Source organism: Aquabacterium sp. (assembly GCF_014378415.1).
Taxonomy (GTDB): domain Bacteria; phylum Pseudomonadota; class Gammaproteobacteria; order Burkholderiales; family Burkholderiaceae_C; genus Aquabacterium.
The window spans coordinates 20,535-44,620 of record NZ_JACMNS010000003.1; the positions used below are offsets into that span (position 1 = coordinate 20,535).

Consider the following 24,086-nt stretch of genomic DNA (forward strand, 5'->3'; position numbering starts at 1 on the left):
GCGTTCCATGACGGATCACCTTGCGCTATGGCGTCCATGGCGGGCCTTGCCCCGCTGGCTGGCCATCCTTCTCATCAGTCTGATGCTGCCTGCTGTTCAGGCCCAAGTCTTGTCCCGTCTGCCCGCCCTGGGTTTGCAGCCCGATGCCGTCACGGTATCGGGTCTGTCCTCGGGCGCCTACATGGCCGGGCAGTTCGAGGTCGCTTACTCGGCCTCTTTGAGTGGTGCGGCTGTGCTGGCCGGTGGCCCTTACGGGTGCTCGCGGGGCAGCGTGTCCACCGCCATGTTCAACTGTTCGTGCCCGGCCGACCAGAACTTCGCGCTGGACGTGGCGCACGCCTTCGGTGGCGGTTGCCAGGTCTTCAACCCCGACGTGTACCTGGTGTTCAGTCAGAACGCCGTGGCCGGCAATGCCAAGGCCCATGCCATCGATGACACCTTTCACCTGAAGAGCCACCGTGTCTGGTTGTTTTCAGGTGGCCAGGACCACGTCGTCGACCCCCAACTGGTCAGTGCCGTGCAGAAATTCTACGAACGCCTGGGCGTGCCCCTGGCGCAGATCCACCGCGAGGCAAACAGCCAGGCCGGGCATGGCTTTCCCAGCCCGCAGGCCAGCCAGGCGTGCAGCCTGACACACACCCCTTTCCTGACGCAGTGCAACCTGGACGCGGCCGGTGAGCTGTTGAAGTGGCTTTACCCAGGCACGCCGGATTGGCAGGCGGGCACGGCTGATGAGGGTTCCTTGAAGCAGTTCAAGCAGACCCCGTATGACGACAAGAAAGTGTTCAGCAGCCTGGACAGCACGGGCTGGGTCTATGTGCCCAAGGCCTGTGAACAGGCTGGTGCGAACTGTCGTTTGCACGTGGCCTTTCATGGGTGCGAGCAGGGGCAGAGCTTCAAGACCGGGCGCCAGAAGTTTGGTTTGCAGTTCGTGAAGGAGGCGGGCTACAACCGCTGGGCCGAGGCCGGGCGCATGGTGATTCTTTATCCGCAGGTCAAACCCAGTGATCCCAAGGGCCGTGCTTTGACCGACCCGTACCGCTTCAATCCCAAAGGGTGCTGGGACTTCTGGGGTTACACCGAGAAATTCGCGGCTTTGAACCCGGCGGCGCCGAACTTTGCCAAGCAGTCTGCGCCGCAGCTGAAGGCGGTGAAGGCGATGATTGATGATTTGCTCAAGGGGCCGTGACGGCTTTTTCGAAAGCCAATCGATTCGCACGCTGGAAGGTGCCCAGATCGTTGAAGCGCACGCCATGGCTGCGCAGGATCTCGTGCGCTTGCGAGGCAATCATCTGGCGCAGGTAGAAGGGCTGCCCGACCACAAAATGATGGATGGCATGGGTTGAGCCAAAGTTGAAGCAGAAAAGCTGCATGGGCCAGAACAGCGGGTGGTTCAGAACTTGTGTTTGCTGCATGACGTTGCCGACCTCGACATCGCCGTAGTAGTGCATGTTCGAGCTGATGAACTGCAGGCAGAAGTTGCGCAAGATGTTGGGTGCAATCAAACAGACCGTCACGGCGTCCAGCACCGACATCGCCCAGAGCATGCCTGCCGACCAGGCGATGGGTTGCCCCAGACCGGTGGCGATCAGGTCCGCCAGGTGAAAGACCACGAACGCATGCCAGCCTGCCCAGAAGGCATGGCCCAGTGGGAAGTAGGAAAGGGCCTTGCGGCCGAGGGCCGCCGTCCATTCGGCGCGGGTGCGGGGATTCTCCACATCCTTGATGTACTGGCGCAGGATGTGGTGCATCGTGACCGGTCGAAGCACGATGGCCAGCATGTTGTCCATGGTCATGAGCAAGCGCTTGAGCCCCCATCGCTCGCCGTTGGTGATGGCCCGCTCTTCAAAATCGGACGCGTCACCGGCCTTCTTGTGATGGTGAAAATGCATGTGCCGACGCATCCAAGGGTTGACCGTCGAGGGGCGTGACAACCAGCCCGCCAGCAACAGCGCATGCTGCACCCAGGGGTGTTGCTTGAAGTACAGCAGGTGGATCAGGTCATGCTCGATCTCGTGGGTCAAGGAAGCCAGCATGCCGATCAGGGGAATGGCGCCCCACCAGGGCAGCCAACCGGCCAGGTAGAGCGAGCTGCACAAGCCCATGCCGGCGATGGCGATCACCTGGATGGTCATTCCGATGGCGTTCTGGTGCGCCAGCCAAGGGTGGCGGGATCGTGCCGCATTGCCAAGCGCGGAGACCTGTTGGCGGATGAGCTGAGTGCGCTGCAGGTCGGTGGTCGGATGGGTTGTCATGGAGGGCAGGTCAATGGCTTGTGACGGATGGCGTCGATGCATAATCTTTTTCCCGCACGGCCCCTGGCGTCTTGCCTGTGCACGACACTGACTTGTTCGAACATGCCGCGCCCAGCACTTGCCTTGTCGTTTGAGGCCTACTTCAGTTCCGGCACACCTTGTCTAATTTTCCCGCCAGCCGCTTTACCTCTTTGTCGAGTTGGGTGTCCGCGCTCAAACGTGCGGTCGATGGGAAAGGTGTGGATGCGGAGGCCTTGATGGGCCAGGCTGGCCTGGATGTGACCTTGTTGGCCGACCCTCTGGCACGTTACCCGTCACGGCAGGTCATTGAATTCTGGAAGCTCGCGCTCCAGGCCACGGGTGATCCCTTGTTGGGGGTGTCGGTGGCGCGGCAGATCGCTGTGTCCACATTCCATGCACTGGGGTTCGCACTTTTGGCCTCCAGTGACCTGGCCAGCATGTTCGAGCGCATGACGCGCTACTTCCGACTGGTCACCAATGCAGGCGAAATCCAGTTCGTGCAAGAGGATGGGGTGGGCCGACTGACCATCAAGGTCGATGCGGATTTGCTGACCCCCGATGATGCCGAGGTGGTGTGGTGTGCGCTGGACGCTTTGGTGCTGGTCATCGTCCATGCCTGCTACATGCTTGACGGGCCCGACTTCAAGCCGCTGGAACTGCGCTTGCAACGACCCCGTCCCGCGCAGAACGAGGCCCTTGAAAAGGCTTTCCGGTTGGTGCCGATCTATGCCTGTGCGGACAATGCCTTGTTGATCGACGAGGCCACCCTGGGCCGGCGCCTGATGCATGCCAATGCCGAATTGGTCCGGGTGAACGAGGAGGCCGCCGGGCGCTACTTGTCGCACATGGGTGAGCAAGATGGCCCCTCCCAACTCTTGGTGCGGCTGAAGCGGTTGTTGCAGGAACGTTTGCCCGCTGGCGATCCGCCTCAAGCCGAGGTGGCCGAAGCGCTCGGCCTGAACCCTCGCACCTTGCAACGCAAACTGGCCGATGCAGGCACCACCTACCGCGACCTCATCAATGACACCCGGCACGCCCTGGCGCTGGAATACCTGGATCGCACGGCTTATTCGGTCAGCGAGATCGCTTATTTGCTCGGTTTTGCCGAGGTGAGCGGGTTCACGCGGGCGTTCCGCCGCTGGACGGGCACGTCGCCCTCAGCATGGCGTTTGGCCGGATAAAGCCCCACAACCTTTCAGATTGTTGCTGTACAGAACACTGCGTGAGACTGGTGACGTGGTTACCCCTTGTTGGTTGTCCTTGCCCTGCCATGAACCCTGTTTCCCACCGCGACCGATTTCCGTGATTCAGGCAGCACCAACGTGCTTGGCGTGGTCATCGGTGCTGTGGGCTTCTGCAGCATGCGCTCGGTGTTCAGTTACATCAAGCCCTTGCTGGCCGAGGTAACGGGCCTGTCGATCGACGCCGCGCCCCTGGTGTTGGGCCTGTTCTGCCCGGGCATGGTAGTGGGCACCATCGTGGCCATCGCGCTGAACCACTCGGCCTTCAACATGGCCAATGCGCTGGGCGCCTGGTTGGGAGGCATGGCCGTGTTTGGCCTCGCCTTCTGGCAGCGGCGCATCGCAGCCTATGCCTCCAAGATGACCTTGAACCTGCCGTAGATCATGCGCTTGCCGTCGAAGGGCATGGGCTCGCCGTGGTTGCTGATCCGTGGGTCTTCCATGGCTTTTTTTTCATGCGAACACCACGGTGTCGTCGTCCTGGCGCTTGACTGCCCTCCTAGCCTTGCCCTGCTGCCAACTCAAGCGCCACCGCCGTGGCCTCGCCACCGCCGATGCACAGGGCCGCCACCCCGCGCCGCCCGCCGCTTTGCCGCAGGGCGTGCAGCAGCGTGACGATGATGCGCGCGCCGGTGGCCCCGATGGGGTGCCCCATGGCGCAGGCACCGCCGCGTGTGTTCACCCGCGCGTCGTTCAAGCCCAGCTCGCGGATGGCGATCATGGGCACGAGCGCGAAGGCCTCGTTGATCTCGAACAGGTCCACCTGGTCCAGGGTCCAGTCGGCGCGCGACATCAGCTTGGTGATGGCACCCACCGGTGCGCTGGCGAAATCGCCGGGTTCGGCCGCGCGGGTGCTGTGGGCCACGAGCCGCGCCAGGGGCGTCCAACCGTGTGCGCGGGCGGTGCTTTCGCGGCACAGCACCAGCGCCGCCGCGCCGTCCGAGATCGACGCCGAGCTGGCTGGCGTCACCGTGCCGCCATCGTCCACGCTGCGGAAGGCGGGCTTGAGCCGCGCGATCTTGTCGGGCAGGCACTGGCCGGGCGTCTCGTCCGTGTCCACCGTGCGGTTGGGCGCGCCCTTGGCTCCGGGCACTTGAACGGCGATGATCTCGGCGGCAAACAGGCCGCTGGCCACGGCGGCCTGCGCGCGTTGCACTGATCTGAGCGCATAGGCATCCTGGCTGGCCCGGTCAAAGCCAAGTCGCTGCGCCATGCGGTCGGCGTGCAGGCCCATCAGTTGGCCATCGTAGGCATCTTGCAGGCCATCGAAGAACAGGTGGTCGATCATCTGACCATGGCCCAGGCGCTGGCCTGCGCGGGCCGAGGGCAGCAGGTAGGGCGCATTGCTCATCGATTCCATGCCGCCAGCGATGAGCACGTCGGCCATGCCGGCGCGCAACTGGTCGTGCGCCAGCATCACGGTTTTCATGCCCGAGCCGCACATCTTGCTCAGCGTGGTGGCTGGCACGCTGACGGGCAGGCCCGCCGCGAGCAAAGCCTGTCGTGCTGGCGCCTGGCCCACACCGGCCATCAGGCAGCAGCCCATCAATACCTCGTCGACCTGCTCGCCGGGTACCCCGGCTTCGGCCAGGGCACCCGCGATGGCCAAACCACCCAAGGCTGGGCTGCTCAATGATGACAAGGCACCTTGAAAACCGCCAATCGGCGTGCGCTGAGCGGCCAGGATCACAATGGGATCGAGCATGTCCGTCATCTCATCTCCTCAGGCGGTCTCGTTGAAGAGCTCGCGCCCGATCAGCATGCGCCGGATCTCAGACGTGCCCGCACCGATCTCGTACAGCTTGGCATCGCGCCACAGCCGCCCCAGCGGGTAGTCGTTGATGTAGCCATTGCCACCAAAAATCTGGATGCCTTCACCCGCCATCCAGGTGGCCTTCTCGGCACACCACAGGATCAGCGAGGCGCAGTCCTTGCGCACTTGGCGGGCATGGTCCGGGCCCAGGGCATCCAGATTCTTGGCCACGGTGTAGGCAAATGAGCGGCCCGCTTGCAAGGTGGTGTACAGGTCGGCCACCTTGCCCTGGATCAACTGGAACTCACCAATGGCCTGGCCGAACTGCTGGCGCTCGTGGATGTAGGGCACCACGTTGTCCATCACCGCCTGCATGATGCCCAAGGGGCCGCCCGACAGCACGGCGCGTTCGTAGTCCAGCCCGCTCATCAGCATCTTCACGCCGCCATTGACCTGGCCCAGCACGTTCTCGACGGGCACGCGCACGTTGTTGAAGACCAGCTCGCCCGTGCTCGAGCCGCGCATGCCCAGCTTGTCCAGCTTCTGCGCGATGCTGAAGCCAGTCATGCTCTTCTCGATGATGAAGGCGGTGATGCCTTGCGCCTTGCGCTCGGGCTCGGTCTTGGCATACACGACCAGGGTGTCGGCATCCGGCCCGTTGGTGGTCCACATCTTGGTGCCGTTGAGCACGTAGTGATCGCCTTTGAGTTCGGCGCGCAGTTTCATGCTGACCACGTCAGAGCCCGCGCCCGGTTCGCTCATGGCCAGTGCACCAATGTGCTCGCCCGTGATCAGCTTGGGCAGGTACTTGCGCTTTTGCAGATCGGTGCCGGTGCGGTGGATCTGGTTGACGCACAGGTTGGAGTGCGCGCCGTAGCTCAGGGCCACCGAGGCCGAGGCGCGGCTGATCTCTTCCATGGCCACCATGTGGGCCAGGTAGCTCATGTTGGCGCCGCCGTATTCTTCGGCCGCGGTGATGCCCAGCACGCCCAGATCGCCGAGCTTGCGCCACAGGTCCATGGGGAACTGGTCTTCGCGGTCGATGCTGGCGGCGCGGGGGGCGATCTCGGTTTGCGCGAAGTGGCGCACCGCATCGCGCAGCGCGTTGATGTCGTCGCCAAGCTGGTGATCAAGTCCGGGCAGGTCGTGCATGAGGTGTCTCCTCGGTGGGGATGGTGGTGCTTGCTCAGGCCGCGGTCTGTGCCGCTTGGGTTGGCGCTGATCTTTTGGCCAGCAAGGCGTTGCTCACGCGCGAAACCGGCTTGCGGCCCAGCACGTTGGAGATGAAGGCGCCAGCATCGACCAGCAAGTCAAGGTCCAGGCCGGTGTGGATGCCCAGGCCGTGCAGCAGGTAGACCACGTCCTCGGTGGCCACGTTGCCGGTGGCCCCCTTGGCATAAGGGCAGCCGCCCAGGCCGGCGATGCTGCTGTCAAAGGTGTGGATGCCCAACTGCAGGCAGGCGTGGATGTTGGTCAGGGCCTGGCCATAGGTGTCGTGAAAATGGCCGCTCAACGCGGCGATGGGCACGCGCTTGAGGGCCAACTCCATCACGGTCTGCACACGGCCCGCCGTGCCCACGCCGATGGTGTCGGCGATGCCGATGTGGTCGGCGCCAATGTCCAGCAAGCGTTGCACCACCTCATCAACCTGGTCGAGGCTGACCTCGCCCTGGTAGGGGCAGCCCAGTGCACAGGACACGGCCGAGCGCACCTTCAGTCCATGCGCGTGCGCGGCCTGGACCACGGGCCTGAAGCGCTCGATGGATTCCGCGATGGAGCAGTTGATGTTGCGCTGGCTGAAGGCCTCGCTGGCGGCCGCGAAGATCACGACCTCGTCCGCCTTGGCCGCCAACGCGCCTTCAAAGCCCTTCATGTTGGGCGTGAGTACCGAGTAGCGCACACTGGCCTGGCGCTGGATGCCGGCCATGACCTGGGCGTTGTCGCCCATCTGCGGCACCCACTTGGGGCTGACGAAGCTGGTGACTTCGATCTGTTGCAGGCCTGCTTGCTGCAGGCGGTGCACGAGCTCGACCTTGTCGGCAGTGCTGACGGTTTGTGCTTCGTTCTGCAGGCCATCGCGCGGGCCGACTTCAACGAGGGTGACGTGTTGAGGGAGCATGGCTTGGGGTCTTCTCAAGGTTCGTTGGTCAGGCGCAGCAGCTCAGCCCCTTCGGGCACCTGGTCGCCGGGCGCGCACAGCAGTTCAGCGACCACACCGTCGCGCGGCGCGGTCATGGTGTGTTCCATTTTCATGGCTTCGGTCACGGCCAGCGCATCGCCCAACTTGACGGTGTCGCCCACTTTCACCAACAAGGCCACGACACGGCCGGGCATCAGGGCCGTCAACCGTCCGCCCGCATGCGCGGTGCTGGCCTGAGCCAGTGGATCGATGAGGCTGAGCGTGGCGTGGCCAACCGGGGCGAAAACCTCGAAGTGGTCTCGGTGGCGGTAGACCGCCATGGTCAGGCGTTGTCCGGCCAGGGTGATGTCGAATCGGTCGGGGCCCAGCGCTTTGGCTTCAAACGCGGCGGTCTGCTCGCCGCATTGAAGCCGGTGCGGCCGGCCAGGCTGGCAGGTCAAGGAGGCGTTGATGACCGCGCCATCCAGCGTCAAGGCGAGTGGCCGGCGTGTGCCGCCATGCAATCGCCAGCCATCGCGTTGCGACCAGGGATCGGCGGTGACCGCCTTGCTCTCGTCGTGCAACAAGCGGGCCGCGACACCGGCCATGGCCAGCAGCGGGTCCAGCGGTGCGGGCGAGAACAGCGCATCGCTCTCCCGCTCGATCAGGGCGGTGTCCAGGTCGGCCTGCCGGAAGGAGGCCGTGCGGATGATGCGCCGCACGAAGGCCACGTTGGTGTGCAGGCCGGTGATGTGCAGATCGCCCAGTGCGGCATCCAGCCTGTCCAAGGCCTGCTCGCGCGTCGGGCCCCACACGATGAGCTTGGCGATCATCGAGTCGTAGTGCGGCGAGATCTCATCGCCTTCGCGCACGCCGCTGTCCACGCGCACCGGGCTGACGCTGAAGCTGGACGAGGCGGGCAGGCGGTAGGTCTTCAAGGTGCCGGTGGCAGGCAGGAACTGCTGCAAGGGGTTCTCGGCGCAGATGCGGGCTTCGATGGCGTGGCCCTGGATGGCCAACTGGTCTTGGGTGAGCGGCAGCGCTTCACCGCACGCCACGCGCAATTGCCATTCCACCAAATCCAGGCCGGTGATGGCCTCGGTCACCGGGTGTTCGACCTGCAGGCGCGTGTTCATTTCCATGAAATAGAAATGGCTGACCCCGGCGGGATCGGGCCCATCTTGCTCAACGATGAACTCCACCGTGCCGGCGCCCACATAGCCCACGCTGCGTGCCGCGGCGATGGCGGCCGCGCCCATCTCGGCGCGGCGCTCGGCGCTCATGCCGGGCGCGGGGGCTTCTTCCAGCACCTTCTGGTGGCGGCGTTGCACCGAGCAATCGCGCTCGAACAGGTGCACGTAGTGGCCTTGGCTGTCGCCAAACACTTGGATTTCGATGTGGCGGGGCCGCGTGACATAGCGCTCGACCAGCACGCGGTCGTCGCCAAAGCTGGCGGCAGCTTCGCGTTGGCAAGTGGCGAGGGCGGCCGCGAAATCTTCGCTGCGCTGCACGGCACGCATGCCTTTGCCGCCACCGCCCGCACTGGCCTTGATCAGCACTGGGTAGCCGATGCGGTCGGCCTCAAGCTGCAAGAAGGCGGGCTCTTGCCGATCGCCGTGGTAGCCGGGCACCAGCGGGACGCCGGCTTTTTCCATCAAAGCTTTGGCCGCCGACTTGCTGCCCATGGCGGCGATGCTGGACGCGGGTGGGCCGATGAACACCAGGCCGGCGTCAAAGCAGGCTTGCGCGAAGCCCGCGTTTTCACTCAGGAAACCATAGCCGGGGTGGATGGCCTGCGCGCCAGTGGCTTGGGCGGCAGCGAGGATGCGCTCTCCCAGCAGGTAGCTTTCTCGGGGCGCGGCCGGGCCGATGCGCACGGCCTCGTCGCAGGCGTGCACGTGTGCCGCGTCGGCATCCGCATCGGCGTAAACAGCCACGGTGCGCACGCCCAGGCGCCGCGCGGTGGCAGCGATGCGGCAGGCGATCTCGCCCCGGTTGGCGATGAGTATTTTCTGGAACATCAGTGGGCCTTGCCTTGCCAGGGTGGGGTAGTCTTGTGCAGGAAGGCGTTCACCCCGGCCTTGCCTTCGTCACTGGCCCGGATGTCCGCGATGGTGCGCGCAGTCTGGTCGCGCAAACCGGCCGTGAGCGCCACCCCGGCGGTGTCCCGGATCAGCCGCTTGCTGGCCCGCACCGCGTGCGGACCGTTGGCCACGATGGCGTGCAAAAGTTCATCAACCTTCGCGTCCAGCGCATCGACCGCGCAGACCTCCTGCACCAGGCCCAAGGCGAGGGCGCGTTGTGCGTTCATGCGCTCAGCGGTCACGAAGTAACGGCGTGCAGCGCGCTCACCAATGGATCGGATCACGTAGGGTGCGATGGTGGCCGGGATCAAACCCAGTTTGACCTCGGACAGGCAAAAGCCCGCGCTGTCGACCGCCACGGCCATGTCGCAGGCCGCCACCAGGCCCACGCCGCCGCCGTAGCAATCACCCTGCACGCGGGCGATCACCGGCACCGGGCAATTGGCGATGGCCCAGAGCATGCCAGCCAGGTGCGAGGCATCGGCGTGGTTCTCGGCCCAGGAATAATCGGCCATGGCGCGCATCCAGTTCAGGTCGCCACCGGCGCTGAAGGCCTTGCCGTGGGCCCCCAGGACGATGGCACGCACGTGCTGATCCTGGCCGATCGATTGAAAGGCGTGCGTCAACTCTTGAATGGTGGCGTCGTTGAAGGCGTTGCGGATGTCGGGCCGGTTCAGCCAGACCTGGGCCACGTGGCCGTGCTGTTGGATGTCAAGGGTGGGCAGGTTCATGGGGTGCTCCTTGGGCTCACATGCGGAACACGCCAAAGCGCGTTTCGCCAATCGGCGCGTTCAAGCTGGCACTCAGGCCCAGGGACAGCACGCGCCGTGTGTCCGCCGGGCGGATCACGCCATCGTCCCACAGGCGGGCCGAGGCGTAATAGGGATGACCTTGTTGCTCGTATTGCTCGCGGATGGGGGTTTTGAACGCGGCTTCTTCGTCGGCGCTCCACTGGCCGCCCTTGCCCTCGATGCCGTCGCGCTTGACCGTGGCCAGCACGCTGGCGGCCTGTTCGCCGCCCATCACGCTGATGCGCGCGTTGGGCCACATCCACAAGAAGCGTGGGTTGAAGGCGCGCCCGCACATGCCGTAGTTGCCGGCACCGAACGAGCCACCAATGATCACGGTGAACTTGGGCACGGCGGCGCAGGCCACGGCCGTCACCATCTTGGCGCCGGCGCGGGCAATGCCCTCGTTCTCGTACTTGCGCCCCACCATGAAGCCGGTGATGTTTTGCAGGAACACCAAGGGGATCTTGCGCTGGCAGCACAGCTCGATGAAGTGCGCCCCCTTGTTGGCGCTTTCGGAAAACAAGATGCCGTTGTTGGCCACGATGCCCACGGGCATGCCGTCGATGTGGGCAAAGCCGGTGACCAGGGTGCTGCCATAGCGCGGTTTGAATTCATCGAACTCGGAATCGTCCACGATGCGGGCGATGACTTCGCGCACATCGAAAGGCTTGCGGGTATCCCTGGGGATGATGCCGTTGAGTTCGTCTGGCGCGCAACGCGGCGGCCGCGATGTGGCGCAAGCCATCGCTGTTGGCTTGCGCCAGTTGATCTGTGCCACGCTGCGCCGTGCCAGGGCCAGCGCGTGGGCATCGTCATTGGCCAGTTGGTCGGCCACGCCCGACAGGCGCGTGTGGACATCGCCACCGCCCAGGTCTTCAACGCTCACCACCTCGCCGGTAGCGGCCTTCACCAAGGGCGGGCCGCCCAAGAAGATTGTGCCTTGGTTCTTGACGATGATGGCCTCGTCGCTCATGGCGGGCACGTAGGCGCCGCCTGCGGTGCACGAGCCCATCACCACGGCGATCTGCGGGATGCCTTGGGCGCTCATGTTCGCCTGGTTAAAGAAGATGCGGCCGAAGTGGTCTCGGTCGGGGAAGACTTCGTCCTGATTGGGCAAGTTGGCACCGCCGCTGTCGACCAGGTAGATGCAGGGCAGGCGGTTCTGCTGCGCGATCTCTTGCGCGCGCAGGTGCTTCTTGACCGAGATGGGGTAGTAGGTGCCGCCTTTCACGGTGGCGTCGTTGCACACGATCACGCACTCCACGCCTGAGACACGGCCAATGCCGGCGATCACGCCGGCGCAAGGCGCGTCGTTGTCGTGCATGTTCAGGCCGGCCAGTGGCGCGATCTCCAGGAAGGGCGTGCCCGGGTCCAGCAACAGATCAACGCGATCACGCGGCAGCAGTTTGCCGCGTGCCACGTGCTTGGCCCGGGGGCCTTCGCCGCCGCCCAGCGCGATGCGCGCCAGCTGTCCGTCCAGGTCGTCGATCAGGGCTTGCATGGCCTGCGCATTGGCCTTGAATTCGTCTGATCTGGGGCTGATGAGAGATTCAAAAGGCATGGTTCATTTCCTCGCGCGCTTCTTGGGGGCGCGTTGGCTGTCCAGTTGTTTCAAGGCCGCAACCACTTCATCGCGAAAGCGCGCCATGGCATCCAGCGAAGCATCGCGGGGCATCAGCGCACTCCAGATCAAACTCGTCAGTTGCTCGGCCGTGTCGTCAATCGGCGGGCGCTTGTGCGAGGTGATCGAATCCCACAGAACGTGCTCCATCGAACCGTAGACCAGGTCGCGCATCAGGCGCAAGGGCATGTCTTGCCGCACCTCGCCATCGGCCATGGCCTGGGCCAGGCAGTCCATCAGGGGCGCGGTGTAGCGGCGTTTGCAATCGGTGATCACCTCGGCCAGCTCGGGCGCGCTGGTGCGGCCTTCGCCCAGCACCAGGGCGCACATGCCCGAGCCATCGGCCAGCAGGGTGAGCAGGTGTTGCCTGACCACGTGGCTGAGCTTGGCGTGCACGCCTTGCAGGCGCGGCACCTCACGTTCCAATTTGAGGCTGATTTCGTCGTACCAATCTTTGATGACCTGGATGCACAGCTCGCGCTTGCCCGGAAAGTAGGTGAAGACGGTGGCCTCGGACACGCCTGCCGCCTCGGCGATCTGGGCCGTGGTGGCGCGGTGAAAACCTTGGTCAGAGAAAACTTGGCGCGCAGCCGCCAGCAACTCCGTCACCCGGAGCTGGGACTTCACACGACGGGGGGCCACGCGTTGCAATGCTGACATGGTTGAATGATTGAGTCAGACTCAATTATTGATCTATACGAAGTTGGTGTGGGCGGTATTTAAAGACAAAAAGTTCGTTCTGACCGTGAGTCAAAGCCAACTGTGGCGCAATGCGCCAAGCTGCGAAATGTTCCGGGTAATCCCGGGTGGTGAGCATGCAGTTGCATCCCCACATTGGTTTGAAGGCCAAAGATTGAGGCCTGCGTTGCGGACTATTCGGCACATCAAGAGATGACGGCCCGCGCCAAGATCCCTACACTGGTTCTGCAGCATGTGCCTGCTTGGAGTTCGTCATGAACGCTCCGCTACCCGATTCGGTCCTCAAGGCCCTGGCGTCTCTCACGCTGGACGACAAGTACGCCATCGAACACGGAACCGCCTTCATGAGCGGCGTGCAAGCCCTGGTGCGCTTGCCCATGCTGCAGCGCACCAGAGATGTGGCGGCAGGCCTCAACACAGCGGGCTTCATCAGCGGCTACCGTGGCTCGCCACTGGGCGGTTACGACCAGGCCTTGTGGAGCGCCAAAGAGCACCTCAAAGCTCACCACGTGGTTTTCCAGCCCGGTGTCAACGAAGAGCTCGGTGCCACCGCCGTCTGGGGCACGCAGCAGCTTGACCTGTACCCGGAACACCGAAAATTCGATGGCGTATTCGGCCTTTGGTATGGCAAGGGTCCGGGGGTGGACCGCTGCTCCGATGTGTTCAAGCACGCCAACATGGCAGGCACCGCCAAGCACGGTGGCGTCATTGCCGTGGCGGGTGATGACCACGTGGCCAAAAGCTCGTCGGTGGCCCATCAAAGCGACCACATCTTCAAGGCCTGCGGCCTGCCCGTGTTTTTTCCGAGCAGCGCTCAAGAAATTCTGGACCTCGGTCTGCATGCCTACGCGATGAGCCGATTTTCTGGCCTGTGGGCCGGCATGAAGGTCATCCAGGAAGTGGTCGAATCGTCCAGCAGCGTGTCGGTCGAACCCGACCGCGTGCAGATCATCCTGCCTGAAGATTTCACCATGCCGCCCGGCGGCCTGCACATCCGCTGGCCCGACTCGCCACTAGAGCAAGAGGCCCGGCTGATGGACTACAAGTGGTACGCCGCGCTGGCCTACGTGCGCGCCAACCGCTTGAACCGCACCGTGATCGACTCGAAGCACGCGCGCCTGGGTCTGATCGCCAGCGGCAAGGCCTACAACGACATGCGGCAGGCCCTGCATGACCTGGGCTTGGACGAGGTGACCTGCGCTCAGATCGGCATCCGCGTTCACAAGGTGGCCGTCGTCTGGCCACTGGAGGCCAGCGCCACGCGCGAATTCGCCACCGGCCTGCAAGAGATCCTGGTGATCGAAGAAAAGCGCCAGGTCATCGAGTACCAACTCAAGGAAGAGCTCTACAACTGGCGCGAAGATGTGCGCCCCCATGTGCTGGGCAAGTTCAACGAAACCCACGGCGACCACAGCGGTGGCGAGTGGTCCATGTCCAACCCGGCCTCCAACTGGCTGTTGCGCGCCAAGGCCGACCTGAACCCGTCGCTGATCGCCAAGGCCATTGCCCAACGCCTTGAGAAGCTTGGCATGTTGGATGCCATGGGCCGCGACCTGCGCCAGCGCATCACGCAAAGGCTGGCGCTGATCGAGGCCAAGGAGCAAGCCCCTGTCGTCGTGCCCCAGGCCAACGCCGAGCGCGCGCCCTGGTTCTGCAGCGGCTGCCCGCACAACACCTCCACCAAGGTGCCTGAAGGTTCACGCGCCATGGCCGGCATCGGTTGCCACTACATGGTGGTGTGGATGGACCGCAGCACCACCACCTTCACGCAGATGGGCGGCGAGGGCGTGACCTGGGTGGGCCAGGCACCCTTCACCGACGAGAAGCACGTGTTCGCCAACTTGGGCGATGGCACCTACTTTCACTCGGGCCTGTTGGCCGTGCGCCAGAGCATCGCCGCCAAGGTCAACATCACCTACAAGATTCTGTTCAACGATGCCGTGGCCATGACTGGCGGCCAGCCCGTGGACGGCACCCTGCGCGTGCCCGAGATGAGCCGCGAGCTGGAAGCCGAAGGCGTGTCGCGCATCGCCATCGTCACCGACGAGCCCGAGAAGTACATGGGCGTGTCCAACCTGGCCCCCGACACCACCGTGCACCACCGCGATGACCTGGACGCGGTGCAGCGCCAGATGCGCGAGGTGCCCGGCTGCAGCGTCATCATCTACGACCAGACCTGCGCCACCGAGAAACGCCGCCGCCGCAAGCGCGGCACCATGCCGGCGGTGACCGAGCGCGTCGTCATCAACGAACTGGTGTGCGAAGGCTGCGGTGATTGCTCCACCCAATCCAACTGCCTGAGCGTGGAGCCGGTGGACACCGAGTTCGGCCGCAAGCGCCACATCAACCAGAGCACCTGCAACCACGACATGTCCTGCGTCAAGGGCTTTTGCCCCAGCTTCGTGACGGTGAGCGGTGGCCAGCTCAAGTCACCTCGCAAAAGCACGCAACGCGTCGATCCTTTCACCTTGCCCGCTCTGCCTGAACCAGCGATCCCCTTGGCGCACGAGGCCTACGGCATCATCGTCGCGGGCATTGGTGGCACCGGCGTCATCACCATCGGCCAACTGTTGGGCATGGCCGCGCACCTCGAAGGCAAGGGCATCGTCACGCAGGATTCGGCGGGCCTGGCGCAAAAGGGCGGCGCCACCTGGAGCCACATCCAGATCGCCGGACGCATGGACGCCATCCACACCACGCGCGTGCCCACGGCGGCCGCCGACCTGGTGATTGGCTGCGACCCCCTCGTTACTGCCAACGCCAGCACGCTGTGCACCATGAGTGCCGATCGAACACACGTTGCACTCAACACCCATGGCACGCCCACGGCGGCCTTTGTGCGTGACACCAACTGGCAGTTCCCGGCCGGCCATTGCGACGAGGTCATTGACCGGGCCGCCTTGCCGGGCCAGGTGTCCAGGCTGGACGCCAACCAGTTGGCGACCCAACTCTTGGGCGACACCATCTACGCCAACCCCTTGATGCTGGGCTACGCCTGGCAAAAGGGTTGGGTGCCCTTGAGCCGTGCCGCGCTGCTGCGTGCCATCGAGCTGAACGCGGTGCAGGTGGACAACAATCAGGCTGCTTTTGAATGGGGTTGCCGTGCCGCGCACGACCTGGCCGCCGTGCAGTCGCTGGCCCAGCCAGCCCAGCCTGTCCGCATCATCCGCAAGACCGCCACCAACCTCGAGACGCTGATTCAGTCGCGCGTTGATTTCCTGACGGACTATCAGGACAAGGCCTACGCCGCCGACTACCTGGCCTTCGTCAACCAGGTGCGTGCCGCCGAGCAAAAGCTGGGCTCAACCACGCTGACCGATGTCGTGGCGCGGCAGTTGTTCAAGCTCATGGCCTACAAAGACGAGTACGAAGTCGCACGTTTGCTGATCGATCGTCGCTTTCACGACAAAGTGGCCCAGGAGTTCGAAGGAGACTACAAGCTCTCCTACCACCTGGCGCCGCCGTTCATGGGCAGAACAGATTCCCAGGGCCTGGCCACCAAGCAGCGCTTCGGCCCCTGGATGGGGCTGGCCTTCAAGGCTTTGGCGCCATTCAAGGTCTTGCGTGGCACGGTCTTCGATCCATTTGGCCGCACCCGCGAACGCCTGGAAGAACGCGGTTGGATTGCACGGTATCGCCAGGGCATCGGGGCCCTGCTGACTGACCTGAATGCCGACAATGTCGGGTCAGCGCTGGCCCTGGCCCGCGTTCCCGAAGACATCCGAGGCTACGGCCACATCAAGCAGGCCAGCATGGACAAGGCCCATGCCCGATGGAGAGACCTGATTTGATCCAACGACTCCTGGCGGTGCTGCTGAGCACCGATCCCAAACAACGCGTGCGCATCGCCCGTTCCCTGATGGCCGCCAATGTCTATGTGCTGTGCATGGGCATCATGGGCTTCGCCTCGCAGCAAGGCCTGATGCGCGCCAACGAGGCTGGTCTGCTGTCCGGCCTGATCATGTTGAACGTGGTGGTCTGGTACGGCCTCTTGCGCAGCGGATTGAACCAGCGCTTTCGCGAGCCCTCGTTGACGCTGCCGCAAATCCTGGCCGCCCTGACCTGGATCGTGGCCGCTTATGCCGTCACCGGGGTCTTCCACGGCGCCACGATGATGCTGCTCACGCTGGTGCTGGTCTTTGGCATCTTCAACCTCAACGCCCGCGATGCCAAGATCGCAGGTGCCTATGCCGTGGTCCTGACCGGCATCGTCATGGGCTACAAAACGATCACCGACGCGGTGGGTTACCCGGTGGCGCTGGAGTCGGTGCACTTTGCCCTGCTGGTGTCCTCCGTGCCCACCATCTCGGTGTTGACCGCGCAACTCAGCAACCTGCGCACCCGGCTGCGCACCAAGCAGGAGGAGTTGACGCTGGCCCTGGACCGCATCCAGGTGCTGGCCACCCGTGACGAGCTGACTGGCCTGTACAACCGCCGCCACATGATGTCGGTGCTGGACGAGCACCAGCGGCGTCTTTCGCGCTCGTCGGGCCACGACTTCTGCCTGGCGATCCTGGACCTCGATTTCTTCAAGCAAATCAACGACACGCATGGCCACAACGTGGGCGACGAGGTGCTGCGAAACTTCGCCAGCCACGCGGCTGGCATGACCCGCGAAACCGATGTGCTGGCCCGTTGGGGTGGTGAGGAGTTCATGTTGGTACTGGTGGGCACCACCGTCCTGGATGCAGAGCGTGGCATCCAGCGGCTGCGCGAATCCTTGAAGAACGCCACCATGGCCAAGGACCACCTGGCCCTGCATCCCTCCTTCTCTGCCGGCTTGAGCACCTACCAACCCGGCGAGAACCTCGCGGCCTGCATCGATCGTGCCGACAAAGCGCTCTACAGTGCCAAACAGGGCGGCCGCAACCGCACTGTGATCTGGCCGGATGTGGTGCCCGCCATGTCGTCCACAATGGATGGATGACTCAAAAAATTCTACTTTTGGGGCTTGGCGTGCTTTGCCTGTTGGGCATTGGGGAGGCCCAGGCTCAATCCAGGCCATCGGATGGCGCGCGTGCCTTGCCCGTGTCCACTCGCCTGGGTTTCGAGACCATCACTTTGCCGGGTGACGAGGCCATGGGCCTGCTGGGCGGCAGCTACCTGATGGCGTTCGCCCCCGGTTGGTTGGGCGGGCCGGCGGTGTACGGTGCGGTCACGGGGCACCGAGGCGGCTTCTTCGTCGGTGGCGCCGAGTTGGCCTACCGCCTGCCCTTGGCCAGTCGGGTGCGGCTTGAGCTGGGCCTGTTCGCCGGCGGCGGAGGTGGCGGTGGTGCGCCGGTTGGCGGTGGCTTGATGCTGCGCCCGCACCTCGACCTGTTGTGGCGCTTGAGCGGTGCCGCCAACGAGCCTGGGGTTTGGGCGGGCCTGTCGGCGTCCAGCGTGCGTTTTCCCAATGGCAACATCCGATCCAACCAGGCCGGCCTGGTTTTGGCGGTGGATGGCGACTTCGTTTACACCTTGCCCTCGGCCGTGGGCAAAAGCTCCTCGATCTGGGCCCGTGGGGGCATGGGGTTTGACCGCATCAGCATCGTGGGCGCGGTCGATGAGCCAAGTGGCCGTGGTCAACCGCAGCGCATTGGCCTGGCAGGCTTTCGGCTGGATCATTGGCTGCATCCCAATGTTTACTGGGGTTTGGAGGCGGCCGGGGCCGCCGGTGGGGGCGCAGGGGGCTATGCCGAGGTGTTGGCCAACCTGGGGTTTGAGCAGCCCATCAAAGGCACGCCCTTGGCCGTGGGGGCCCGGGCGGCGCTGGGCTTGGGCGGCGGTGGCGCTGTGCCCACCGATGGTGGCCTGCTGGCCAAGGCCGGCATTTCCGTCAGTTGGCACCTCAGCCGCGACTTTTTCGTGTCCCTGGAAGGCGGGGCGGTGACCGCGCCGCAGGGCCCGTTCCGCGCGCGCTATGCCCAGGCCTCGATCGGCTGGGACCTGGACCACCCTTCCAACGCGCCCGCCGCCCTGGGCCGCCTGTCGCCACGCTCCCTTATTGAGGGCATGGAATGGAATTTAGCCCTGGAACACGTGGATGGCGCGGCGCGCAAAAACGGCCCCGCCCAATCCATGCAGGCAGTGGGGTTGGTGTTGCGCCGCTCCCTGACCGAACTTCTTTACTTAACCGGGCAGGCCCACAGTGCTTTCAACGGCGACGCGGGCGCTTATTCTGTGGGCTTGGTGGGCGCGGGCGTGCAATCACCGGTTTTTGCCGACAAGTGGTCGGTGGGGGCTGAATTGCTCGTCGGCGCTGCGGGTGGCGGTGGCGTGGACACCGATGGCGGGGCCGTCGTGCAGCCCATGCTCCGCTTGAATTTGGATGTGGGCCCCCAAAGTAGGGCCCACTTGGGCGTCGGTCGCATTCGCGCTTTGAAAGGCGAACTCGACAGCCCTGTGGTTGAATTGGCATGGGGCCTCGCATTTGGTGTGCCGGCCCGTTGAATTTTTGGAGAGTTGAATTGAAAAAGATCCTGATGAGCGTGTTCATGGCTGTGCTCAGCCTGACTTTTGTGGCGCAGCACGTCGAGGCCAAGCGCCTGGGCGGTGGCAGTTCGTCTGGCATGAAACGCCAGATGCCCGCACAAAACTCACCTGCGCAGCAAGCTGCCAAGCCCACGGCGGCACCGGGCGCTCAAGGCGTGCCCCCCACCGTGGCGCCCAAGCGCAACTGGATGGGCCCGATCGCTGGCTTGGCCGCTGGTTTGGGCATCGCCGCCTTGATGGGCCACCTGGGCATGGGCGCCGCCTTCGGCAACATGATCATGATGGCGCTGCTTGCTGCGGTGGCCTTCTTCGGCATTCGCTGGGCCATGAAGCGTTTCTCCAACTCATCGCCCGTGCCCGCGACCAGTGGTGGTCCTCGCCTGTCGCCCAATGACTTTGCCCGCGCGCCCACACCACCCACGCAGCCCATGAGCCGCGACATGTCCGTGGCACCTCAAGGTGTGAGCAGCGATGGCATGCTCAGCGGCCCCAGCTTTGCCTCGGTGGCCGCAGGCTCGACCTCTAGCCTGCCCCCTGGCTTTGACGCCCCCGCGTTTGAACGCATCGCCAAGCTGATCTTCATCCGCATGCAGGCCGCCAATGACTCGTCCAACCTGGACGACTTGCGCCAGTTCTCCACGCCCGAGATGTTCGCCGTCTTCAAGCTGGAGCTGCAAGACCGTGGCAACGCGCCGCAGGTGACCGACGTGGTCCAGTTGAACGCCGAAGTCCTGGACTTCGTCGACGAGGCTGATCGCCAGATCGTCAGCGTGCGCTTCCATGGCCTGATCCGCGAAGAAAAAGACGCACCGACCACGACGTTTGATGAGATCTGGCACTTGGCCAAGCCCAAGGCTGGCAGTGGTGAGTGGGCCATCGCAGGGATCGCGCAAACCGCCTGATCCATGCACGTGACCATCCCGGACGAAGAGATCGAGCTTCGGGCCATCCGTGCGCAAGGCGCGGGTGGCCAAAACGTGAACAAGGTGTCCAGCGCGATCCATTTGCGCTTTGACATCCGGGCATCGTCAGCCCTGAACGACGAGCACAAAGAGCGCCTGCTGTCGCTGAGCGATCGCCGCATCAGCGCGGATGGCGTGCTGGTGATCAAGGCTCAGGAATACCGCAGCCAGGAGCAAAACCGCACCGAAGCCTTGCGGCGCCTGGCCGAGCTGGTGGACAGCACCGCCCGGCCACCTCGGTTTCGCAAAGCCACCAAGCCCACCTACGGCGCCAAGCAGCGCCGCCTGGAGGGCAAGAGCCAGCGCTCGCAGATCAAGTCATCCCGAGGCCGGGTGAGCGACTAAACCCAAAGCTTCTTCCAACCTTCGTGGCCCAGTGCGCGCAAAGTCTCGATGTTGTGCTCGTAGATGTTGGCCGCATCGGGAAACGCCTCCACCGCCTTCTCGATGCTGCTTTCGCGCAGCAAGTGCAAGGTGGGGTAGGGCGAGCGGTTGCTGAAGTTGTCGATGTCGTCCGCGTCGCTGTCCGCGAACTGGTAGTCCGGGTGAAAGCTCGCCACTTGCAATTCGCCCTCCAGGTCGAGCTCGCCCACGGCGGCGTCTGCCACTTCCAGAAAATCGTTGTAGTCCAGAAAATTCGTCAGCACGCCAGGGTGGATCAGCAAGGTGGTTTCCACCTCTTCGGCGTCGGCCTTCTGTAGAAACTGCAACTCGTGCAGCAGGTCGGCCAGCAGGGCTTCTTCGCTGGTGGCTTCACTCACCACGTAGCGGATCTGCTGCTTGATCTGCACAGCCTTCGCAAAAGGGCACAGGTTCAGGCCGATCACGGCCTTGTCCAGCCAAAGGCGCGTGGCGGCGATCACCTCATCAGGTGTGAATTTGTTCATGGTTGCTCGCTTGAAGTGGCCACATCAACGGTTTTCTCGATCACCTTGCCGGCCACCGACACGGTGGTGACCACCACGGTGCTGGCCACGGACACCGCCGCGCCAGCGACGGAGGCGGCTGCGCCCACCACGGCACAGCCCGGCAGGATGGCCAGGCCCAACAGGGGAAGAAGGGGGCGACACCAGGTGCGCGCAAGGGCTTGGTTCATGAGAATTCCGGGGTGAAGGCTGCGCATTTTCCCAGGTTTGGGGCGAGTGCATTCAAGTTTGATGACCACAGGCCGAAACCTCATCAACGCTGCCGAACTAACAAGCATCCGATCAGGATCTGCCCTCCATGAGCCTCATTCTCACCAGTCGCGATACCGCCGGGCAAGCCCCCGAGTTTTGGCGGCGGATGCCTTCTTGCGGGGTTTCGCGATGACCTTGGCGATCAGCCTGGAGCCCACGTTCTCGGACCATCAGGCGCTGTTCAAGCAATTGGTGGACAGCTCGCCGGACGCGATCATGCGCCACGACGCCACCCTGCGCTGCATCTACGCCAACGCCACGTTGGTCTTCGTGTCCGGGCAGCCCCTCGACACCATCGTGGGCGCCTTGCCCCAGGAGCTGCCCTTCGTGTTCGATGCCAAAGCCTACGCTGAGCGTTTGCACAAGGTGCTGCAGTTGGGCGCGGCGTCCGGTTTTGAGATGGAGTGGGGCCTGCCCGATGGCACCGTGCGCTGGTGCCAGGTCAGGCTGGTCCCCGAGCGCGATGCGGCGGGCCGTGTGGTCGGTGTGATGTCGGTGTGCCATGACATCACCGCGCACAAAGAACTGCAATCCAAGTTGGAGAAGGCCGAGGCGCTGGCCAAGATCGGTTTCTGGGAGTTGGACCTGGCCAGCAACAAGGCCCGCCTGTCCGACCATGCCTGCCGCCTGATGGGCCGCCTGCCAGGGTGGGCGCCTTCGAGCGAAGAGCTGCTGGCCATCCACTCCGTGGAGGAGGGCGGGCGCATCAAGCAGTTGTACGAGGCCGCCTTCCTCCAGCGAGACAACACGGTTCAGTACGACTACACCGTGGTGGCCGATGGCAAGGTGCGCCACCTGCACCTGCATGCCGAGATCGCCTACACCGCCAGGGGTAAACCGAAAACCGTCTTCGCGGTTTCGCAAGATTTTACCGAGCGGGCCTTGGCCGATGAAAGGCTGCGGGCCCGTGAACAGGAGTACCGCGTCCTCGTCGAGAACACCCCTGACAACATCGCGCGCTACGACCGCGACTGCCGCCTTGTGTACGTGAACGAGGCCTTGGTCAAGTGGTTGGGGCAGCCTCGGGAGGCCCTGATCGGGGGGCGTCCCAGCGACCGCATCGACGCGCCCCAGGAGCGTGAATACGAGCTGACCTTGGCCCTGGCCATCAGCACGGGCGAGCTGCAAGAATTCACCTACCGCCTGAAGGACCAGGACCAGCGCGACTGCACTGTTCACCTGCGCATCGTGCCCGAGCGCGACCACACCGGCCAAGTGGTCAGCGTGCTGTCGATTGGCCGCGACATCTCAGCCCTGGAGGCCACCGAACGCCGCCTTGAGGATGCCCAGCGCATTGCGCGCATCTGCCATTGGGAGTGGGATTACGTCACGCGGCGTTCGTCGATCAGCCGCGTGGGCCTGGACGTGCTGGGCTTGTCGAGCAACGGCGACCTGTCCATGGATGACTTCCAGGCCATCATGCTGCCGGACGAGCGCGCATCGACCTTCCAGCTGTACCAGGACGCGTTCGCCAAACGCCAGAGCGAGTTGAGCTACGAGCACAGCCTGATCTTGCCGGACGGCAGCCGCCGCGAGACCCACAGCTGGGTGCGCCTGGAGTACGGCCAGGATGGCCGGGCCGTGCGAGCCTTGGGCGTGACCCAGGATGTCACCGACCTGAAAGCCCTGCAGCGCCAGACCCATCAGCTGGAGTTCTACGACCCGCTGACCAGCCTGCCCAATCGCGCCCTGCTGCATGACCGCCTTAAGCTGGCCATGGCCGATGCCAGCCGGCAGGGCGGCAGCGTGGGCGTGGTACTGCTGGACATCGACCACTTCCAGAAGATCAACGATTCGTTGGGCGCCGGTGCTGGCGATGTGTTGCTCAAAACGGTGGCAGAGCGCCTGTCCCAGGCCCTGCGCGAGTACGACACCGTGGCGCGCCTGGGCGGCGATGAGTTCGCCATCATCGTGCCGCAGATTCGCCAGCCCTCCGACCTGGACGTGGTGGCCAGCCGCATCAAGCACGTCTTCGAGGCCTCGGTGGCCTTGAACGACACCGAGATCTTCGTGACCGCCAGCGCGGGCATTGCCCTGTTCCCTGCCGATGGCGCGGATGTGAATGAGCTGATGGCCCACGCCGACGCGGCCATGTACCACGCCAAGAACTGTGGTCGCGACAACTTCCAGTTCTATGCCCGCGAGTTGACGGCCACGGCGCTGGAGCGCCTGAAGATCGAAGGCGATCTGCGCAAAGCCATTGAACGCAATGAACTGGAGTTGTTCTACCAGCCCAAGGTGGAGCTGTCATCTGGCCGCGTGGTGGGTGCCGAAGCCCTGATGCGCTGGCGCCATCCCGAGCGCGGTTTGGTCCCGCCCGACCGCTTCATCGGCATCGCCGAAGACACTGGCCTGATCATCGACATGGGCGAATGGGCCTTGCGCACAGCCTGCACCGTGGCCCGCCAATGGCATGACCAGCATGGCGTGCCCTTGAAGATCGCGGTGAACCTGTCGCCACGCCAGTTCTATTCAGGCGACCTGCTGGCCACCGTGCGCAAGGCTTTGGAAGACACGGGTTGCCTGTCCGCTTGGATCGAGCTGGAGATCACCGAAAGCTTGTTGCTCAATGACCGGGTGGACATCCGCTCGATGCTGCAAACCTTGCACGACATGGGCTTCACCATCGCCATCGACGACTTTGGCACGGGCTACTCGGCCTTGTCCTACCTGACCCGCTTCCCGGTGGACACCTTGAAGATTGACCGCTCCTTCATCCGCGAGCTGACCACCGACCGTGACAGCGCTGTGCTGGCCAAGGCCATCGTGACCCTGGCCCGCAGCTTGCGCATGGAAGTGGTGGCCGAGGGAGTGGAAACCGCTTTGCAGCGCGACCACCTCGGTGCGTGGGGCTGTCACCTGGCGCAGGGTTTTCATTACAGCAAGCC

18 protein-coding genes and 1 pseudogene are annotated in these 24,086 nt (G+C 64.3%); 9 read left to right on the forward strand and 10 right to left on the reverse strand.

Features of this window, described 5'->3' with window-relative positions:
- The first annotated feature begins 7 nt into the window (after positions 1-7).
- A complete protein-coding gene (locus H7225_RS00485) occupies positions 8-1,189 on the forward strand; it encodes a hypothetical protein (protein ID WP_290658524.1) in 1,182 nt (393 codons plus the stop codon).
- Here H7225_RS00485 and H7225_RS00490 read toward each other — a convergent pair.
- Positions 1,176-2,255, reverse strand: coding sequence for a fatty acid desaturase (locus H7225_RS00490; protein ID WP_290658527.1), 1,080 nt, complete (start codon positions 2,253-2,255; stop codon positions 1,176-1,178). The genes H7225_RS00485 and H7225_RS00490 overlap by 14 nt on opposite strands.
- 158 nt (positions 2,256-2,413) lie before the next feature.
- Between H7225_RS00490 and H7225_RS00495 the strand changes: the two genes are divergently transcribed.
- Positions 2,414-3,457 (forward strand): AraC family transcriptional regulator, encoded by a 1,044-nt coding sequence (locus H7225_RS00495; protein ID WP_290658529.1) that lies wholly within the window; start codon positions 2,414-2,416, stop codon positions 3,455-3,457.
- 144 nt (positions 3,458-3,601) lie between these two features.
- A pseudogene (locus H7225_RS00500) lies at positions 3,602-3,898 on the forward strand (hypothetical protein); the annotation flags it as partial.
- A 118-nt stretch (positions 3,899-4,016) separates the two neighbouring features.
- Here H7225_RS00500 and H7225_RS00505 read toward each other — a convergent pair.
- The 7 genes from H7225_RS00505 to H7225_RS00535 are packed head-to-tail and all read right to left on the reverse strand — an operon-like array spanning position 4,017 to position 12,545.
- The gene (locus H7225_RS00505) at positions 4,017-5,231 is read right to left on the reverse strand and encodes a thiolase family protein (RefSeq protein ID WP_290658530.1); all 1,215 of its coding nucleotides are present in this window, start codon (positions 5,229-5,231) and stop codon (positions 4,017-4,019) included.
- Between the two features lie 9 nt (positions 5,232-5,240).
- Complete coding sequence (locus tag H7225_RS00510; protein WP_290658532.1) at positions 5,241-6,422, reverse strand: isovaleryl-CoA dehydrogenase; 1,182 nt, start codon at positions 6,420-6,422, stop codon at positions 5,241-5,243.
- 34 nt (positions 6,423-6,456) lie between these two features.
- Complete coding sequence (locus tag H7225_RS00515; RefSeq protein WP_290658534.1) at positions 6,457-7,389, reverse strand: hydroxymethylglutaryl-CoA lyase; 933 nt, start codon at positions 7,387-7,389, stop codon at positions 6,457-6,459.
- A gap of 14 nt (positions 7,390-7,403) precedes the next feature.
- Positions 7,404-9,410, reverse strand: a complete 2,007-nt coding sequence (locus H7225_RS00520) for an acetyl/propionyl/methylcrotonyl-CoA carboxylase subunit alpha (protein WP_290658536.1) — start codon at positions 9,408-9,410, stop codon at positions 7,404-7,406.
- Positions 9,410-10,204, reverse strand: a complete 795-nt coding sequence (locus H7225_RS00525) for an enoyl-CoA hydratase/isomerase family protein (RefSeq protein ID WP_290658537.1) — start codon at positions 10,202-10,204, stop codon at positions 9,410-9,412. Before H7225_RS00525 ends, H7225_RS00520 begins: the two co-directional genes overlap by 1 nt.
- 16 nt (positions 10,205-10,220) lie before the next feature.
- Complete coding sequence (locus tag H7225_RS00530) at positions 10,221-11,825, reverse strand: carboxyl transferase domain-containing protein (protein ID WP_290658539.1); 1,605 nt, start codon at positions 11,823-11,825, stop codon at positions 10,221-10,223.
- A gap of 3 nt (positions 11,826-11,828) precedes the next feature.
- Positions 11,829-12,545 (reverse strand): TetR/AcrR family transcriptional regulator, encoded by a 717-nt coding sequence (locus H7225_RS00535; protein WP_290658541.1) that lies wholly within the window; start codon positions 12,543-12,545, stop codon positions 11,829-11,831.
- Positions 12,546-12,838: 293 nt separating this feature from the next.
- Here H7225_RS00535 and H7225_RS00540 point away from each other — a divergent pair, with 293 nt between their 5' ends.
- From H7225_RS00540 to arfB, 5 genes are read left to right on the forward strand one after another with little or no spacing between them, the layout of a single operon-like run.
- Positions 12,839-16,375, forward strand: a complete 3,537-nt coding sequence (locus tag H7225_RS00540) for an indolepyruvate ferredoxin oxidoreductase family protein (protein WP_290658542.1) — start codon at positions 12,839-12,841, stop codon at positions 16,373-16,375.
- Positions 16,372-17,511, forward strand: coding sequence for a GGDEF domain-containing protein (locus H7225_RS00545; RefSeq protein WP_290658544.1), 1,140 nt, complete (start codon positions 16,372-16,374; stop codon positions 17,509-17,511). The genes H7225_RS00540 and H7225_RS00545 overlap by 4 nt, the downstream gene beginning before the upstream one ends.
- A gap of 29 nt (positions 17,512-17,540) precedes the next feature.
- Entirely contained in the window at positions 17,541-19,016 is a 1,476-nt protein-coding gene (locus tag H7225_RS00550; protein ID WP_290658545.1) for a hypothetical protein, read from the forward strand.
- Between the two features lie 17 nt (positions 19,017-19,033).
- A complete protein-coding gene (locus H7225_RS00555) occupies positions 19,034-19,960 on the forward strand; it encodes a TIM44-like domain-containing protein (RefSeq protein ID WP_290658547.1) in 927 nt (308 codons plus the stop codon).
- A gap of 3 nt (positions 19,961-19,963) precedes the next feature.
- The gene (gene arfB / locus H7225_RS00560; RefSeq protein ID WP_290658549.1) at positions 19,964-20,365 is read left to right on the forward strand and encodes an alternative ribosome rescue aminoacyl-tRNA hydrolase ArfB; all 402 of its coding nucleotides are present in this window, start codon (positions 19,964-19,966) and stop codon (positions 20,363-20,365) included.
- On the opposite strand, the gene H7225_RS00565 is transcribed toward arfB, so the two are convergent.
- Complete coding sequence (locus tag H7225_RS00565; protein WP_290658551.1) at positions 20,362-20,907, reverse strand: DUF1415 domain-containing protein; 546 nt, start codon at positions 20,905-20,907, stop codon at positions 20,362-20,364. The two genes, arfB and H7225_RS00565, sit on opposite strands and share 4 nt — an antisense overlap.
- Positions 20,904-21,116: a hypothetical protein gene (locus H7225_RS00570; RefSeq protein WP_290658553.1), complete on the reverse strand. Its 213-nt coding sequence runs from the start codon at positions 21,114-21,116 to the stop codon at positions 20,904-20,906. Before H7225_RS00570 ends, H7225_RS00565 begins: the two co-directional genes overlap by 4 nt.
- 211 nt (positions 21,117-21,327) lie before the next feature.
- Here H7225_RS00570 and H7225_RS00575 point away from each other — a divergent pair.
- Positions 21,328-24,086, forward strand: a 2,759-nt coding sequence (locus H7225_RS00575; RefSeq protein WP_290658555.1) for an EAL domain-containing protein, incomplete at its 3' end; no start/stop codon positions are given.